The sequence below is a fragment of the Moraxella oculi genome (assembly GCF_023336735.1).
GTDB lineage: Bacteria > Pseudomonadota > Gammaproteobacteria > Pseudomonadales > Moraxellaceae > Moraxella > Moraxella oculi.
Window position 1 is genome coordinate 1 of the sequence record NZ_JAMBAQ010000083.1, and the last position, 210, is coordinate 210.

At 49.0% G+C, this 210-nt stretch carries 1 pseudogene; it reads right to left on the reverse strand.

The window, feature by feature from the left end:
* Positions 1–197: pseudogene (locus M2R47_RS09450) on the reverse strand (hypothetical protein); the annotation flags it as partial.
* Positions 198–210: the final 13 nt, after the last annotated feature.

Below are 210 nucleotides of genomic sequence, written 5' to 3' on the forward strand. Positions count from 1 at the left end.
CGGTATGGATCTTCAAAGATTTGTGTAACCAGTTTGGCAGTCGCAAAGCCCAGCGTTACCGCTTGAGCTACAGACTTTGGTATCACGACGTCACCACCCATGAAAGTCAATCGGTATGGATCTTCAAAGATTTGTGTAACCAGTTTGGCAGTCGCAAAGCCCAGCGTTACCGCTTGAGCTACAGACTTTGGTATCACGACGTCACCACCC